Below are 14,112 nucleotides of genomic sequence, written 5' to 3'. Positions count from 1 at the left end.
CGCCGTCAGGGTACTCGCGGACGGCTCCGTGCAGGTCAGCGCCTCGCGTGAGTCGTGAGCGGGGCCGGCTCGCCGCGGCACGCAGGACCGTCTCGCCTATGCTGGGCGAGGACGCGACCGGATGGAGGGACCCGTGCCCGAGCATCCGCCACGGCCGCTGCCGCCGCGGGGGCAGGACGCCGACGCGAGCACGCCTGCCGGTCCGCACGCCGGGCCCGAGGCGTCCCGGGACCTGTTCCTCGCGCGCCTGGAACGGCTGGCCGCCCGGCTGCTCTCCGCGCCGTCCGCCCGCGCCACGCTGCTCGACGAGGTCCCGGCGCCGTCCGACGGCACGGCCGCCACGGACGGCACGTCGCCCGCCGCGCCCGAGGCGCTGGCCGAGGTGGTCGCGCGGCTGGGCGGGCCGCTGGTGGTGGCCGACGCCCGCGACGACGTCCGGCTGCGCGGGCTCGCCGAGGTCGAGGCGGGCCTGTGGTGCGCGTACCTGGGCGTCCCCCTGGTGACGTCGGGGGGCCGCGTCGTCGGCGCGCTCGGTGTCCACGACTCCCGTGTCCGGTCGTGGACCCCCGACGAGGTCGCGGCGCTGGTGGACCTGGCCGCGTCGGCGGTCGCGGAGCTCGAGCTGTCCGCGCTGGCCGTCGACTACGAGGCGGACCGCGTGCGCTGGCACCTCGCCGTCACGGCGGGCGGGGTGGGGAGCTTCGACTGGGACCTGCGCACGGGCGCGCTCGTGTGGGACGACCAGCTCCACCTGCTGTTCGGCCTGGAGCCGGGCACGTTCGGCGGGACGATCGAGGCGTTCACCGCGTGCGTGCACCCGGACGACCGGCCGCGGGTGCACGCGGCGCTCCGGGAGGCGGTGGACGGCGTCGCCCGCTACACCGCCGAGTACCGGGTGGTGCACCCGGACGGGGCGGTCCGCTGGGTGAAGGCGCAGGGCCTGGCGCTCGCCGGACCGGACGGCGCGGCGGAGCGGGTGCTGGGCGCGGCGTACGACACGACCGCCGAGCGTGACGCGGACGCCCGGATCGCGCGCGTGCTCGAGACGATGTCCACGGCGTTCTTCCTGCTGGACGGCGCGTGGCGGTTCGCGTACGTGAACGCCGAGGCGGAGCGGCTCCTGGGCCGCGGTCGCGGCGAGCTGCTCGGCGAGGTGGTCTGGGACGTCTTCCCGTCCGCCCCGGGCTCGGCGTTCGAGGAGCACTACCGCGGCGCGGTCGCGGCGGGGGAGCCGCGGTCGTTCGAGGCGTACTACCCGCCCCCGCTCGACGCCTGGTACGAGGTGCGGGCGTTTCCCGGGCCGGACGGCCTGTCGGTGTACTTCCACGACGTCACCGGCCGGCGGCGCGCCGAGGAGCAGCGCCTGCTGGCCCGCACCGCGGCGGACGCGGCGACCCACCGGCTCGCCGTCCTGGCCACCGTGAGCGACGACCTCAGCTCGACGCTCGACACGGACTACGCCGTCGGCCGGCTCGCGCGGCACCTCGTCCGCGAGTTCGGCTCCTGGTGCCTGGTGACGCTCTGGGACGAGGAGCACCGGCTGCGCGACATCGCGGGCTGGCACGCCGAGCCGCACCTGCGCCCCGCCGTCGCGCGCTACGCCCGGCTGCGCCTCGGAGCGCTCGCGCCCGGGTCCTACCTGCACCGGGCGCTGCGCAGCGGCGAGCTGGTGGTGGTGCCGGACGCGACGGAGCGGATCTCCGTGCTCCTGAGCGGCGAGGCGCGCGACGTGCTGCTCGGCCTGGCCCCGCGTGCCGCGTACGCGGTGCCGATGCGCGCCCGTGGGCGCACCGTCGGCGCCATCACCCTGTTCCTCGACGACGACCAGCCGGACCTCGCGGACGAGGACGTCGCACTCCTGGTGCAGGTGGCGGACCGCGCGGGGGTCGCGCTCGACAACGCGCAGCTCTACCAGGGCCAGCGGCGGATGGCCGAGACGCTGCAGCGCGCGCTCCTGACCGCGCCGGCGCAGCCGCCGGACCTCGACCTCGCGGTCCGCTACGTCCCCGCCGCGAGCGCGGCGCAGGTCGGCGGCGACTGGTACGACGCGTTCGTCCAGCCGGACGGCGCGACGGTGCTGGTGATCGGCGACGTCATGGGCCACGACCGCCACGCGGCGGCGGCGATGAGCCAGGTCCGCACGCTGCTGCGCGGCATCGGGGCGACGAGCGGCGGCACGCCCGCGCAGATGCTCACCGCCCTCGACACGACGATGGAGCGGCTGCGGGTGGAGGCGATGGCGTCCGCCGTCGTCCTGCGCCTCGAGCAGGGCGCCGAGGACCGGGCGGCGGGGCGGACCACGCTGCGCTGGACGAACGCGGGGCACCTGCCACCGCTGCTCGTCACCCCGGACGGCACCGTGCGCGAGCTGCGCACCGAGCCGGAGCTGGTGCTCGGGGTCACCGCGGGCGGCGGCCGCACCGACGCGCAGGTGCCCGTGCCGCGCGGCTCGACGGTCCTGCTGTTCACGGACGGCCTGGTGGAGCGGCGCGGCGAGCACCTGCAGGACGGCCTGGACCGCCTGGCGGAGCTGGTCGCACGGCTGGTGCCCGAGGCCCGCCGGCGGGCCGGGGAGCACGCCGTGCTCGACGCCGCGTGGCTGGCCGACGCGGTGCTCAGCCGCGGCACGGCCGGCGACGCCCCCGACGACGACATCGCCCTGCTGGTGGCCCACCTGGCCCTCCAGGACGGGACCGAGGAGGGCGCGGGACCAGGGCCGGACGTCGATGGCGGGTCGGGCGCGGACGTGTGACGCTGGGCGGACGGTGCGGCGCCCCGGTGGTCGGGGCGCGCCCGCCCACGCACGCGAGGGGGCCTGCGATGGAGCTGCCGACGTCCACGGCCGGCGGGTCGGCGACGACGTTCCCGCCGGGCCCGGGCCGGGTCCCCGAGCCGTGCCTGGATGCGCCGCCCGAGGCGCCGGCGGGCCCGCCGGCGTGGCTGCCGGCCGGCGCGGGTCAGCGGGTGCCGGACCACGTCGTCGACCGGTTCCCCGACCGGTCCGCCGCCGTGCGGACCGTGGGCGTCGAGGAGGAGCTGCTGCTGGTGGACCCCGGCAGCGGACGGGCGGTGCCGGTGGCGCCGGCGGTGCTCGCGCTCGCCGCCGACGCCGCCGGGGCGCCGCTGCTGACCTCCGAGCTGCAGCAGGAGCAGGTCGAGACCGCCACGCCCCCGCGCACGGCGCTCGGTGCCGTGGAGGACGACCTGCGGCTGCTGCGCGCGTGCGCCGGGCGCGCCGCCCGGGCGGCGGGGGTGCTGGCGGTGCCGCTCGCGACCGCCCCGCTGCCGGGCCGGCCCTCGCTGACGCACGACGCCCGGTACGAGGCGATCCGCGACCGGTTCGCGCTGACGTGCCTCCAGCAGCTGACGTGCGGCTGCCACGTGCACGTCGCGGTGCGGTCGGCGCGGGAGGGGGTCGCCGTGCTCGACCGCGTGCGGGTCTGGCTGCCCGTCGTGGCGGCGCTCGCGGCCAACTCGCCCTTCGCGGACGGCGAGGACACCGGGTACGCCGGCTACCGCACGCAGGTGTGGTGGCGGTGGCCCACGACCGGCCCGGCCGACCTGTACGGCTCGGTGGCGGCGTACCGCGAGCGGCTGCGCCGGTACCTGGACTCCGGCGTGCTGCTCGACGCCGGCATGCTCTACGCCGACGCCCGGCTGTCGCACCGGTACCCGACGGTCGAGGTGCGCGTGGCGGACGTGTGCCGGGACGTCGAGGACGCCGTGCTGGTCGCGGCGCTCGCGCGCGGCCTGGTCGACACCGCCGCCCGGGAGTGGCGCGCGGGCCTGCCGGCACCGGCCGTCGACACGGGGCTGCTGCGGCTCGCGGCCTGGCGGGCGAGCCGGTCCGGGGTGTCGGGCGAGCTGCTGCACCCGCTCTCGGGGCTGCCGGTGCCGGCGGGGTCCGCCGTGGCGGCGCTGCTCGCGCACGTCGCGCCGGCCCTCGAGGCGACCGGCGACCGGGCCGTCGCCGAGCGGCGCGCGGAGCAGGTGCTCGCCCGGGGCACCGGGGCGACGTGGCAGCGGGAGGAGGCGGCCCGCGCCGGGCTCGCCGGGATGGTGCGGCGGTCGGCGGTGTGAGCGCGGGGCCACGCCGGGCGCCGCGACGCCCCGGCGTCCGCCCGCCGTCCGCGCACCCGCCCCGCCCCGGCCACCTCGCCGTCGTCCGGCGTTCACCGCCCGCGCCGAGACTGGCCGCAGGCGCGGACGACCGGAGGGGACGACCATGCAGGCGGTGCGGGACGCGGGTGCGCGGTACTCGTGGGTGCAGGTCGACGACCCCGTGTACGTCGTGGACCTGCACACCTCGGCGGGCCGGCCGGCGGAGCGCTGGCGGCTCGTGGGCGCGGGCGACGTGCTCGAGGTGCTCGAGTGGGTGGCGCGCCACCAGCAGGGCCGGGCGGCGGCCGTGAGCCTCGAGGTCGAGGACGCGGGCGGCACCGCTCTCGTCCAGCTCACCCCGGCGACCGGGCTGCGGCGCGTCTCGGGCTGGTGAGGCGGGGCGGCGCGCCGCCCGGCAGACTGGTGCGCGTCCCCTCACCCCGGAGGAGGTGCCCGTCGTGGCCCGTCCGCCCCTGCCCCCCGACGCCGTCGCCATGCTGCGGCGCCCGAACCCCGCCGTGATGGCGACGCTCCGGTCCGACGGCACGCCCGTGTCCGCCGCCACCTGGTACCTCTGGCGGGAGGACGGCCGGGTGCTGCTCAACCTGGACGGCTCCCGGGTGCGGCTGCGGCACCTGCGTCGCGACCCCCGCGTGACGCTGACCGTGCTCGACGGCGACGACTGGTACACGCACGTCACCCTGGTGGGGCGGGTCGTGGAGCTGACGGAGGACGTCGACCGCTCGGGCATCGACCGGCTGTCGCGGCACTACACCGGGCACCCGTACCCGGACCGCGAGAGCCCCCGGTGGGACGCGGTGGTGGAGGTCGAGCGCTGGCACGGCTGGGGCGCGCACCGCGCGTGACCGGCAGGTCGCGACCGGCAGCTCGACCGCGCCGGGTCAGGTGCGGACCACGAGCACCGGGCAGGGGGCGTGCAGGACCAGCGCGTGGCTGGTGGCGCCCAGCGGGATCCGCGGGACGCCGTCCGTCCCGCGGCTGCCGACGACCAGCAGCCGCGCGCCGGCGGCGGCCGTGAGCAGCGCGATCGCGGGGTGGGACTGCACGAGCCGCCGGTCCACGGCGAGCCCCGGGAAGTCGTCGGCGAGGTCGTCCGCCGCACCGTCGACCAGCGCCCGGTCCCCGGCCTCGCCGGGCGGCTGCCAGGCGTGCAGCAGCTCCAGGCGGGCACCGACGCGGTCGGCCTCGCGGGCACCGGCGCGGACGGCGGCCTGGGCGTCGGGCGAGTGGTCGAGGCCGACGACGACGCGGTTCTCGGCGTGCCCCGTCAGCGGCGGGACCACGGCGACCGAGCAGGAGGCCCCGGCGGCGACCTGGTAGGACAGCGAGCCGGAGAACACGCGCTGCGCGGCGGTGGTGCGGCGGGTGCCCACGACCACCAGCTGCGCGGTGCGCGAACGCTGCGTGAGCGCCCGGGCGGGTGTGTCGAGGTCCACCTCGGCCCGGACGGTCAGGCCCGGCTCGGCGCGGCGCACCCGGTCGGCCTCGCGGCGGAGCATCTCGTGGACCCCGCCGTCCACGGCCTGCGACCAGGCGGCCTCCTGCCCGGGTGCCGGCTTGCCGACGGCGTGCACCAGCAGCAGCTCCGTGCGGCGCGCCCACGCCGCCTCGGCGGCCCAGTGCACGGCACGCCTGCTGGAGAGCGTCCCCTCCACGCCGACGACGACCTCGTGACCCATCGCAGCGCCTCCTGCCCGCGTGCTCCCACGCTACGGCGGCGGGGTGCGCCCGGTCAGGGGCCGGTCGGCACGTCGCCCCGAGCCGATGGGCCCGGTGCCGGGACGTCGGACCCGCGGTCTCGTGACGTCCGCCCGTGCCGGTCGCCCACCCGTCCCTGCCACGGTGCGAGCACGGGGCCGCGGCCCCGTGCCGCACGGTGCGGCGCTCGCGGGAGGGAGAGGACCACGATGGACCGGTTGAGCGGGAAGGTCGCCGTCATCACGGGAGCGGCGAGCGGCATGGGGCTGGCCGCGGCGGAGCTGTTCGCCCGGGAGGGGGCGCGGGTGGTGGCCGCCGACGTCGTCGCGGACGTGCTGGAGGCGCAGGTGGGCCGGCTCGCGGGCGACCTGACGGCGGTACCGCTCGACGTCGTGCGGGCGGATCAGTGGGCGCACGTCGTGGACACGGCCGTCCGCGCGTACGGCGGCGTGGACGTGCTGGTCAACAACGCGGGCGTGTTCCTCGCCAAGGGCGTGCTCGAGACCGAGCGCGAGGACTGGGACCGGATCCTGTCGGTCAACGCCATGGGCGTCTGGCTCGGCATGAAGGCGGTGATCCCGCAGATGCAGGCGCGCGGCGGCGGGTCCATCGTGAACTGCTCGTCGATCGCGGGGCTGATCGGCGGCGAGGCGGACGGGCACGGCGCGGCGTACAGCGCGTCGAAGGGCGCGGTGCGGTCGATGACGAAGCACGCGGCGCAGTGGTTCGCCGGCGACGGCATCCGCGTGAACTCGGTGCACCCGGGCGCGGTGTTCACCGGGATGGCCCGGGCGGCCGGGATCGAGTCGCTGGAGGCCATGGCGGCGTTCGACCAGGGCCGCACGCCGCTGCCGCCCCACGCCGGGGAGCCGATGGACATCGCGTACGGCTACCTGTACCTGGCCAGCGACGAGTCGAAGTTCGTGACCGGCGCGGAGCTGGTGATCGACGGCGGCTGGACCACGCACTGACGACGCGCGACCGCGGCCCGCGTCAGGCGTCAGGCGTCGGGCGTCGGGCGTCAGGCGAGGGTGAGGAACAGCTTCTCGAGCTCGTCGGGCGTGAGGCCGTCCTCGGTGCGCACGGAGCCGGGCTCGACGAGGCACTCCTTCATGGCGGTGGCGATCACCGTGTAGCCGGCGCGGTCGAGCGCGCTGGAGACGGCGGCGAGCTGCGTGACGACGTCGCGGCACGACCCGCCGTTCTCGACGGCGTCGATGACGGCGTTGAGCTGTCCGCGCGCGCGGCGCAGGCGGTTGAGGATGCGGCGGGCGGCCTCGGGGTCGGTGGTGGCGGGCATGGGGTCCTCCCGGGTGGTGGGCGCCGGCGGGAGCGCCCGGGGGAGCGCTCCGCGAGCCGGCGCGGTGCTGCGCCACTATGCCCCCGGGGGTATCCGCCGGGCAAGCAGGCGGGTCAGCGGGGCGCGCGGCCGGTGCCCGCCGTGCCGCTGCTTCCCGCGGGCCCGCCGGCGCTCGCGGCGCCGGCCTGCTCCCGGGCGTCGGCGAGCAGCCGGTCCGCGAGCTCGGCGAGCGCGCGGGCCGTGGCCAGCTCCTCGCCGACCTCCCGCACGTCGACGTCGTGCGGGTGCCGGTGCGCGCGTCCCGTCCCCGTGAGGCGCTTCGCGTCGCTCACCGTGAGCACGGCGTGCGCCGTCGTCGTGCCGTGGCCGCGCGACGGCACGTCGGGCGCCGCCGCCAGGTAGACCCGCACGTGCCACGCGAGCGAGACCGGGGGGAGCCGGGCGTCGCGCGACGCGCCGGCCGCCTGGTCCGCGGCCGGCGGCAGGAGCTCGACGGACACGAGCACGCTCGCGCCGCTGCGGTGGCACTCCAGCTCCCGCACGTGCGTGCCGACCTGCTCCCGCAGCGCGGTGAGCACCACGCCGCAGACCGGGCGGGACGCGTCGAGGGTGGTCACCAGGTGGCTGATGCGCTCCGCCCGCGCCCGCACCACCGCCGCGCAGACCAGGTCCCGGGCCGCGGCGTCGCCCCGCGGCGTCGGCGCGGACCGCACCGCGAGGTACGCCCGGCCGGGGTGCTCGTGCTCGAGGCGGACCAGGGCCCCGCGCGACTGCCAGGACACGGCGGCGAACGGGGTGCTGTCCACGGTGCCCTCCCGGTGTGTGCGCTGCACCGCCATGCCACCGGGCGTCCGCCGCCACCGGAAGGGCCGAACGGCCGGGCGGGGCGGGACGGACGGGCACCGGGGGGCGGGCGGGGTCCGAAGTCCCGCGCGCGACGGCCCGTCGGCCCCTGCCCGGCGCGCACCCGGCCTCCGTAGCGTCGGCGGTGGACGCAGAGCCGGGCGAGAGGTGGAGGAGCGGTCCGATGAGCAACGAGGTCGTCGTCGGGGTGGAGGGCACCGTCTCCAGCGAGGGTGCCGTGAGCTGGGGCGCGGAGGCCGCGGCGGCCCGCGGCGCGGAGCTGCTGCTGGTGCACGCGCTCGGTGACGTCGAGTGGGACGACGCGCTCGCGGACGCCGCCCGCGACGTGCTCGACCGGGCCGCCGCGCACGCACGCGAGGTCAGCCCGTCCGTGAAGATCCGCACGGAGGTGGAGGCCGACCGGCCCGCCCGCTGCCTCGTGCGGCGCTCGGGCTCCGCCCGGCTGCTCGTGGTCGGCACCCGCCGGCTGACGCCGGCGCAGCGGGTGTTCTCCGGGTCGCGGTCGTACGAGATCGCCGCGGCCGCGAGCTGCTCCGTCGCCGTCGTCCCGGCGGTGCCGGTGGAGGCGGACAACCGCGTGGTCGTCGGGGTCGACGGCTCGCCGGACAGCGTGGCCGCCGTGGCCGCCGGGGCGCAGGAGGCCGAGCGTCACGGCGCGGTGCTGCAGGTGGTGCACGCCTGGGAGGAGCCGGCGCTCCTGCTCGCGCAGGGGTACGTGCCGCCGGACATGACGGCGCGGCTGCGCGAGAGCGAGGCCGCGGTCCTGGCGCACGCCACGGCCGGGCTCGCGGACCGGTTCCCGGACCTGGAGGTCGAGCGCACGCTCGTGAAGGCGCAGCCCGCGACCGCTCTGCTCGCCGCGGGCTCGCACGCGCGGCTGGTCGTGGTCGGCAGCCGGGGCCTGCACGGCGTCTCGCGGCTGCTCGTCGGCTCGACGAGCCACGCCGTGATCCTGCACGCCCGGCGGCCGGTGCTCGTGGTCCGGGCCTGACCGGACCCGAGGCGTCAGGGGCCGGCAGGCGGTGCGGCGGGCGCACCGCTCCGGTCGACGCCGTCGCGGCGCGCGCCGTCGTGGCGCGCGCGCAGCCGCTTGTGCGTGGCGTCGGCGAGGGCGACCAGCGCCCCGGTCGCCACGGCGCCGGCCCAGCCGCGCGCGTCGGGCCACGTGCCGCCGAGCAGGGACGCCAGCGGGGGCAGGCCCACGAAGAGCGCGAGCGCGGCGGCCTCGCTCGCCAGCGCCCAGGGCAGCAGGGGGTTGCCGCGCAGCCCCGAGCGGGTGACCGGGCGGGTGCGGCTGCGGCACGCGACCGCGTTGACGAGCTGCCCGAGCACGATCGCGGCGAACGCCGCACCGGAGGCCGTCGCGAGCAGCGCCGGGCCGGGCGTCGCACCCCAGGTCCAGCCGCCGGCGAGCAGGACGACCAGGAACGTCGTGAGCGAGCCGACCGCCTCCGCGAGTCCGAGCACGCCGAACGCGCGCCCCAGCAGGTGCCGGTCCACGAGGTGCTCGGCACGCACCGGCCCGTGCAGGGTGCGCGGGTGCGGGGGCTCGGCGCCCAGCGCGAGCGCCGGCAGCAGGTCCGTCCCGATGTCGAGCGCGAGCACCTGGAGCACGCCGATCGCGAGCGGCACCTGCCCGGCGGTCAGCGCCCAGAGCACGAACGGCGCCAGCTCCGCGACGTTGTCGGTGAGGTGGTAGGTGAGGAAGCGCCGGATGTTGTGGGTGGTGGCCCGGCCGAGCTCGACCGCGGCGACGATCGTGCCGAAGTGGTCGTCCAGCAGCACGAGGTCCGAGGCCTCGCGCGCGACGTCGCTCCCGCCGCGGCCCATCGCCACGCCGACGTCCGCCGCGCGCAGCGCGGGTGCGTCGTTGACGCCGTCGCCGGTCATGGCGACGACGTGGCCGCGGGACTGCAGCGCCACGGCGATGCGCAGCTTGTCCTCCGGGCTGACGCGGGCGACGACGGCGCCGTCCGGGACGTCGAGGACGGCGGCCAGCGCGGCGGGGTCGTCGGGCAGGTCCGCACCGACCAGCACCGGGCCGTCGCCGCGCAGCAGGCCCACCTGCCGGGCGACGGCCCCGGCGGTCGCCGGGTGGTCGCCGGTGACCATCGCGAGCCGGATCCCGGCCTCGTGGCACGCCGCGACCGCGCCGGCCACGTCGTCCAGGGGCGGGTCCTCGAGCGCCAGGAGGCCGGTGAGCACCAGGTCGTGCTCGGGGTCGGCCTCGGCGGCCAGGCCGGGGGCCGCGCGCCGCGCGACCGCGACCACCCGCAGCCCGGACGCGGCGAGCTCGTCGGCGCGCGCGGCCGCCCGGACGGCGTCCGCGCCGGGCAGGCAGACCGCGAGCACCGACTCCGGCGCCCCGAGGACGTGCAGCACGTCCGGCGGGGCACCGGCCCCCGCGCCACCGGGCGGGGACGCGGGACCGCCCGGCGACCCGGCGCCCGGCACCAGCACCGCCGACCGCCGGCGCGCGGCCGTGTACGGGTAGCGGCGCAGCGGGACCGGCCGCGGCGCCGCCGTCAGCCGGCGGTCCACCACGTCGAGCGCGGCCTCCATCGGGTCGCCGTCCGCCGTCCACCCGCCCGGCCCGGGCACCGCCCGCCCCTGCACGCACAGCGCCGCCGACCGCGCCGCCCGCCGCACCGCGTCGTCCGCGGTGCCGTCCGCGGAGCCGTCCCCGGTGCCGTCCCCGGCCGGGCCGGGCGACGCGGGCAGCGGGACGGTGGGGTCGTAGTCGGACCCGGGGAGCGCCACCTCGCCGTGCGGCGTCCACACGCGCGCCACCGTCATGTGGTTGCGCGTCAGGGTCCCGGTCTTGTCGGTGCAGACGAACGTCGTCGCGCCGAGCGTCTCCACCGCGTCGAGGCGGCGGACCAGCGCCTGCCGCCCGGCCATCAGCTGGGCCGAGCGGGCGAGCGACAGCGTCACCGTCGGCAGCAGGCCCTCGGGGACGAGCGCCACCATGACGCCGAGCCCGAACACCAGCGCGTCGACGGTGCTGAGCCCCAGCAGCAGCGCGCCGCCGGCCAGCACCACGCCGACCGCGAACGCGGTGTACGACACGAGGCGCACCACCCGGTCGAGCTCGCGGGCCAGCGGGGTGCGGGTCGTGCCGGTCCCGCGGGTCAGCGCCGAGATCCCGGCGAGCCGCGTCGCACCGCCGGTGCGCTCCGCGCGGGCCTCCGCCTCGCCCTCGACCACGAACGTGCCGCACAGCAGCTCGTCCCCGGGTCCGGGGCGCGCGGCGACGCTCTCCCCGGTGAGCAGCGACTCGTCCACCGACAGCGCGTGCGCCTCCAGCACGCGCAGGTCGGCGCACACCCGGTCGCCGGCGGCCAGCAGCACGACGTCGCCGACGACGACCTGAGCCGTGTCGACCGTGCGCACCTCGCCGTCGCGCCGCACGCGGGCCCGGGAGGGCACGAGCACGGCGAGCCGCTCGGCGGCGCGGTCGGCCCGGTGCTCCTGCCAGAACGCGAAGCAGCCGTTGACCACGACCACCACGCCCACCGCCACGGCCAGGGGCGCCATGCCCGCGAGCAGCGCCAGCACGGCGGCCACCCAGAGCATGACGGCGAACCGGTGGGTCATCTGCGCGAGCAGCTGGCGCACCGGGTGCGGGCGGGCCGGGGGAGGCAGCGCGTTGGGGCCGTCGCGGCGCAGCACCGCCGCCGCCTCCGCGGAGCTCAGCCCGCGCGCCGCCGCCGGCGGGGCGACCACCCCGCCGCGCTCCGGGGTCATCGGGCCGCGGGCAGCGTCCCGGCCAGCAGGCGCCCCCACTCCTGGGCGGCCGCCAGCTCGCCCTCCGCCAGGCCGTCGGCCATGCCGAGCACCTCGAACGACCGGGCCTCCACGACGGGGACCGCGCCGCGGTGCCGCAGCGCGCGCTCGGCGGACCGGGCGGCCGAGCCCGGCAGGTTCGGCCGGCGCAGCTTCGTGTCGAACGTCGCGACGAGGAGCGTGTGCGCGGGCATGCGGACGACGTCGAGCCACTCCCGGATGCCGGCGTGCGGGGACACGAGCGCCTCGGCCCCCGTCCGCGCCTCCCGGGCCGCGGACGCCCGGGTCGACTCGCGGCTCATGCCGAAGGCGTGGGTCGGGCCGCCGACCACCAGCAGGGTGACCTCCTCGGGGACCGCGGTGCCGCCGGGCTCCGCGAGCAGGGCCCCGACCTCCACCACCCGCACGGGGACCGTCTCGCGCAGCCCGTCGGCGACGGCGTGCGCGACGTCGCGCGTGCTGCCGAACATCGACTCGTACACCACCAGCGCGGACACCGCGTCACGCCCCCGGGCGGCGGGGCGCCCCGAGCGGGCGGGCGGGGACGGACGCCCCGCGGGGTGCCGCGACGCCCGCGACGCCCCCGCCGGCCGTGCCCCCGCCGGCGCGGTCGGACCCCGCGACGTCGGGCAGGTGCGCGCGGGCCCACGCGACGGCCTCCGCGCGGCACGTGACGCCGAGCTTGCGGTGGATGCTGAGCACCTGCGACTTCACGGTGTTGCGCGACACGTACAGCCGCCCGGCCACCTCGTCGAGCGTCTGCGCGCTGAGGAGCTCCCGCAGCACGACGCGCTCGCGCTCGCTCAGCGCCGGCACCCCCGGCGCGATCCCGGCACCCGGTGCCGGCGACAGGTCCTGGCTCACGACGCCCTCCTCCTGCTCCGCGGCTCACCGAGCCAGGCGCACCTCGCGGTGCTCGATCTCCGAGATGTCGGCGGACGAGGCCGCCAGCAGCCGGTCCGCGAGCTCCCGCAGCGCCCGGGCCGCGGCGAGCTCGTCGCCGATCTCCGGCACGTCGGTCTCGCCCGGACGGCGACGCGCCCGGCCGGTCCCGCTCATGCGGGTGCCCGCGGAGGTGCTGAGGATCGCGTGGGCGGTGGTCGTGGTGTGATCCGCGGCGGGGACGTCGGAGGCCTCGAACAGGTCGATCCGCACGTCCCAGGTGTGCGTCATGGTGGTCGTCGTCCCTCCGGGTCGGTGCGGCACCGGGTGGTGCGCCGCGGCTGCTGGTGTGCTGCCTCAGCGTGGCGGGAGGGCGTGCGCGCACGTCAGAGCCGGACGGTCCGGGCGGCGGGCACCGAAGGTCCCGATCCGGTCGCCGGTCCCGGCCCGGACGGGTCGCTCGGCCGGGCGCTGAGGGCGTTCGGCCCTGGGGCGGGCGGGCGGCCCGCGGCAGCGTGGTGCCACCTGGCAGAGCACGCACCCGGAGGGGGACGTCATGAGCACCGCGCACCAGCCCTCGCACCGGACCGTCCACCCGACGGTCCTCGTGGAGACCGACCTGGTCTCGACCGCCTCGGCGCGCCGGTGGCTCGCCGTGACGCGGCTCGCGATCGGGTTCGTCTTCCTGTGGGCGTTCCTGGACAAGCTGTTCGGCCTCACCTACTCGACGGGGGCCGTCGTCGACGGGCAGCAGCTCGGGACGGCCTGGGTCGACGGCGGGTCGCCGACAGCGGGGTACCTGGCGTCGGTGACCGGCCCGGCCGAGGGGTTCTTCGACTGGCTCGACCCGACCGTCGCCGACTGGCTGTTCATGCTCGCGCTCGCGGGCATCGGCATCGCGGTCGTCACCGGGGCGGGGCTGTCCGTGGCCGCCGGCGCCGGCACGCTCCTCATGGCCCTGATGTGGCTCGCGGAGTGGCCGCCGACGCAGGGGTCGACCAACCCGGCCGTCGACTCGCACGTGATCTTCGCGCTCGTGCTCATCGTCTGCGCGGTCCTGCGCTCGGGCGACACCTGGGGCGTCGGGCGATGGTGGGCGCAGACGCCGGCGGTCCGCCGCTGGCCCGTCCTGCGCTGACCCCGGTCGGGTCGTGCGCCGCTCACCGGGGCGCGGCGCACGACCTCGCTCCCGTCCCCGGCGAGGTCACGATGAGAGCCGCAGTGGGGGACCGGATCGTCGTCCCCGGACCGCAGGTGGACGCCCCGGACCGCGACGGCGAGATCGTCGCCGTCCCGCACCCCGACGGGTCGCCGCCGTACTCCGTGCGCTGGTCGGACACCGGCCACGTGGGCCTGTTCTTCCCCGGTCCGGGCGTGACCGTGCACCACGGCGACGAACCGCCGCGCCACCGCACCTGACACGGGCCGCGCCCCGCGCCGCCCGGCCGCCCGACCCCGAA

15 protein-coding genes are annotated in these 14,112 nt (G+C 78.3%); 8 read left to right on the top strand and 7 right to left on the bottom strand.

The genetic code is table 11. The annotated features are described in order from the left end of the window. Positions 1 to 133: 133 nt before the first annotated feature. The 4 genes from P9841_RS03200 (at position 134) to P9841_RS03185 (ending at position 4,967) form a co-directional block, all read left to right on the top strand. Positions 134 to 2,752, top strand: coding sequence for a SpoIIE family protein phosphatase (locus P9841_RS03200; RefSeq protein ID WP_283320668.1), 2,619 nt, complete (start codon positions 134 to 136; stop codon positions 2,750 to 2,752). Between the two features lie 68 nt (positions 2,753 to 2,820). Beyond that, the gene (locus P9841_RS03195) at positions 2,821 to 4,080 is read left to right on the top strand and encodes a carboxylate-amine ligase (protein WP_283320667.1); all 1,260 of its coding nucleotides are present in this window, start codon (positions 2,821 to 2,823) and stop codon (positions 4,078 to 4,080) included. Between the two features lie 145 nt (positions 4,081 to 4,225). Continuing rightward, positions 4,226 to 4,495, top strand: a complete 270-nt coding sequence (locus tag P9841_RS03190; protein ID WP_283320666.1) for a hypothetical protein — start codon at positions 4,226 to 4,228, stop codon at positions 4,493 to 4,495. Positions 4,496 to 4,559: 64 nt separating this feature from the next. Continuing rightward, a complete protein-coding gene (locus P9841_RS03185) occupies positions 4,560 to 4,967 on the top strand; it encodes a TIGR03618 family F420-dependent PPOX class oxidoreductase (protein WP_283320665.1) in 408 nt (135 codons plus the stop codon). Between the two features lie 36 nt (positions 4,968 to 5,003). On the opposite strand, the gene P9841_RS03180 is transcribed toward P9841_RS03185, so the two are convergent. Continuing rightward, positions 5,004 to 5,801 carry a universal stress protein gene (locus P9841_RS03180; protein WP_283320664.1) on the bottom strand — a complete coding sequence of 266 codons (798 nt, stop codon included), beginning with the start codon at positions 5,799 to 5,801 and terminating at the stop codon, positions 5,004 to 5,006. Between the two features lie 228 nt (positions 5,802 to 6,029). On the opposite strand from P9841_RS03180, the gene P9841_RS03175 reads away from it, so the two are divergent. Next, a complete protein-coding gene (locus tag P9841_RS03175; protein ID WP_283320663.1) occupies positions 6,030 to 6,791 on the top strand; it encodes a glucose 1-dehydrogenase in 762 nt (253 codons plus the stop codon). Between the two features lie 50 nt (positions 6,792 to 6,841). Here the strand turns inward: P9841_RS03175 and P9841_RS03170 are convergent, their stop codons facing one another. Both P9841_RS03170 and P9841_RS03165 read right to left on the bottom strand, forming a co-directional pair. After that, positions 6,842 to 7,120, bottom strand: a complete 279-nt coding sequence (locus tag P9841_RS03170) for a metal-sensitive transcriptional regulator (protein ID WP_283320662.1) — start codon at positions 7,118 to 7,120, stop codon at positions 6,842 to 6,844. A 113-nt stretch (positions 7,121 to 7,233) separates the two neighbouring features. Next, positions 7,234 to 7,926, bottom strand: a complete 693-nt coding sequence (locus P9841_RS03165; RefSeq protein WP_283320661.1) for a dsRBD fold-containing protein — start codon at positions 7,924 to 7,926, stop codon at positions 7,234 to 7,236. Between the two features lie 221 nt (positions 7,927 to 8,147). On the opposite strand from P9841_RS03165, the gene P9841_RS03160 reads away from it, so the two are divergent. Continuing rightward, the gene (locus P9841_RS03160; RefSeq protein ID WP_283320660.1) at positions 8,148 to 8,975 is read left to right on the top strand and encodes a universal stress protein; all 828 of its coding nucleotides are present in this window, start codon (positions 8,148 to 8,150) and stop codon (positions 8,973 to 8,975) included. Positions 8,976 to 8,989: 14 nt separating this feature from the next. On the opposite strand, the gene P9841_RS03155 is transcribed toward P9841_RS03160, so the two are convergent. The 4 genes from P9841_RS03155 to P9841_RS03140 are packed head-to-tail and all read right to left on the bottom strand — an operon-like array spanning position 8,990 to position 12,943. Continuing rightward, positions 8,990 to 11,731 (bottom strand): cation-translocating P-type ATPase, encoded by a 2,742-nt coding sequence (locus P9841_RS03155; protein WP_283320659.1) that lies wholly within the window; start codon positions 11,729 to 11,731, stop codon positions 8,990 to 8,992. Then, positions 11,728 to 12,267 carry a flavodoxin family protein gene (locus tag P9841_RS03150; protein WP_283320658.1) on the bottom strand — a complete coding sequence of 180 codons (540 nt, stop codon included), beginning with the start codon at positions 12,265 to 12,267 and terminating at the stop codon, positions 11,728 to 11,730. The genes P9841_RS03155 and P9841_RS03150 overlap by 4 nt, the downstream gene beginning before the upstream one ends. A 4-nt stretch (positions 12,268 to 12,271) precedes the next feature. Then, entirely contained in the window at positions 12,272 to 12,634 is a 363-nt protein-coding gene (locus P9841_RS18960; RefSeq protein ID WP_343300766.1) for a LuxR C-terminal-related transcriptional regulator, read from the bottom strand. 24 nt (positions 12,635 to 12,658) lie between these two features. Continuing rightward, on the bottom strand, positions 12,659 to 12,943 hold the full coding sequence (locus P9841_RS03140) for a dsRBD fold-containing protein (protein WP_283320657.1): 285 nt from the start codon (positions 12,941 to 12,943) through the stop codon (positions 12,659 to 12,661). A 265-nt stretch (positions 12,944 to 13,208) separates the two neighbouring features. Here P9841_RS03140 and P9841_RS03135 point away from each other — a divergent pair, with 265 nt between their 5' ends. Together P9841_RS03135 and P9841_RS03130 are read left to right on the top strand one after the other, a co-directional pair. Continuing rightward, on the top strand, positions 13,209 to 13,790 hold the full coding sequence (locus tag P9841_RS03135; RefSeq protein WP_283320656.1) for a DoxX family protein: 582 nt from the start codon (positions 13,209 to 13,211) through the stop codon (positions 13,788 to 13,790). 71 nt (positions 13,791 to 13,861) lie between these two features. Then, the gene (locus tag P9841_RS03130; RefSeq protein WP_222172173.1) at positions 13,862 to 14,071 is read left to right on the top strand and encodes a DUF1918 domain-containing protein; all 210 of its coding nucleotides are present in this window, start codon (positions 13,862 to 13,864) and stop codon (positions 14,069 to 14,071) included. The last annotated feature ends 41 nt before the right edge of the window (positions 14,072 to 14,112 follow it).

Origin of the sequence: Cellulomonas sp. ES6, from assembly GCF_030053835.1 — a bacterium.
GTDB lineage: Bacteria > Actinomycetota > Actinomycetes > Actinomycetales > Cellulomonadaceae > Cellulomonas.
Note: the sequence above shows the minus strand (reverse complement) of the source record. Positions and strands in the feature narration are given on the sequence as shown.

Bases quoted from the DNA above. Each gene is read 5' to 3' on its own strand.
- P9841_RS03195 (WP_283320667.1), top strand. From the start codon at position 2,821: ATGGAGCTGCCGACGTCCACGGCCGGCGGGTCGGCGACGACGTTCCCG.
- P9841_RS03190 (WP_283320666.1), top strand. From the start codon at position 4,226: ATGCAGGCGGTGCGGGACGCGGGTGCGCGGTACTCGTGGGTGCAGGTC.
- P9841_RS03180 (WP_283320664.1), bottom strand. From the start codon at position 5,801: ATGGGTCACGAGGTCGTCGTCGGCGTGGAGGGGACGCTCTCCAGCAGG.
- P9841_RS03175 (WP_283320663.1), top strand. From the start codon at position 6,030: ATGGACCGGTTGAGCGGGAAGGTCGCCGTCATCACGGGAGCGGCGAGC.
- P9841_RS03170 (WP_283320662.1), bottom strand. From the start codon at position 7,120: ATGCCCGCCACCACCGACCCCGAGGCCGCCCGCCGCATCCTCAACCGC.
- P9841_RS03160 (WP_283320660.1), top strand. From the start codon at position 8,148: ATGAGCAACGAGGTCGTCGTCGGGGTGGAGGGCACCGTCTCCAGCGAG.
- P9841_RS03155 (WP_283320659.1), bottom strand. From the start codon at position 11,731: ATGACCCCGGAGCGCGGCGGGGTGGTCGCCCCGCCGGCGGCGGCGCGC.
- P9841_RS03140 (WP_283320657.1), bottom strand. From the start codon at position 12,943: ATGACGCACACCTGGGACGTGCGGATCGACCTGTTCGAGGCCTCCGAC.
- P9841_RS03135 (WP_283320656.1), top strand. From the start codon at position 13,209: ATGAGCACCGCGCACCAGCCCTCGCACCGGACCGTCCACCCGACGGTC.
- P9841_RS03130 (WP_222172173.1), top strand. From the start codon at position 13,862: ATGAGAGCCGCAGTGGGGGACCGGATCGTCGTCCCCGGACCGCAGGTG.